Below are 391 nucleotides of genomic sequence, written 5' to 3'. Positions count from 1 at the left end.
GCAGATGATGAGGTGATTAAGCGTGAGTCCTCTTCCGGGCTGAACGGATCGTTCTTCCAGTAGCCTGATAACATTGGCGTTGGGCAGCGACGTCCCAGCAATCCTTGCACTTTTAATGAATAGCGATTCAGCTCCACGCGCAACGCTTCATCGGAAGCATCATGCATCCCCAAACGACTGGCCAGAACGTCAAGATACATTTCCGGCACCTGTTGCTGGCCCTTAAAATCACTCAACAGGGTATGAACTACCGGACCAAGACAGGCAACCGCTTTCAGACGCGGCGATTCAAGGTATGCCAGACGCACGGCAACGTTAGCGCCGAAACGGAAACCAAAGGCCGCGACGCGAGTGTGATCCACCCACGGTACGTTAGGCAGCGCCTTTAAGA

The 391-nt window shown here is 54.0% G+C and carries 1 protein-coding gene; it reads right to left on the bottom strand.

Annotated features, from left to right (window positions below):
* Window positions 1-362: alpha/beta hydrolase (locus D7W79_RS42990; protein WP_244222299.1), on the bottom strand; the 362-nt coding region annotated here is incomplete at its 3' end.
* Window positions 363-391: the final 29 nt, after the last annotated feature.

This window comes from Corallococcus exercitus, from assembly GCF_003611585.1.
Lineage (GTDB): Bacteria > Myxococcota > Myxococcia > Myxococcales > Myxococcaceae > Corallococcus > Corallococcus exercitus.
Note: the sequence above shows the minus strand (reverse complement) of the source record. Positions and strands in the feature narration are given on the sequence as shown.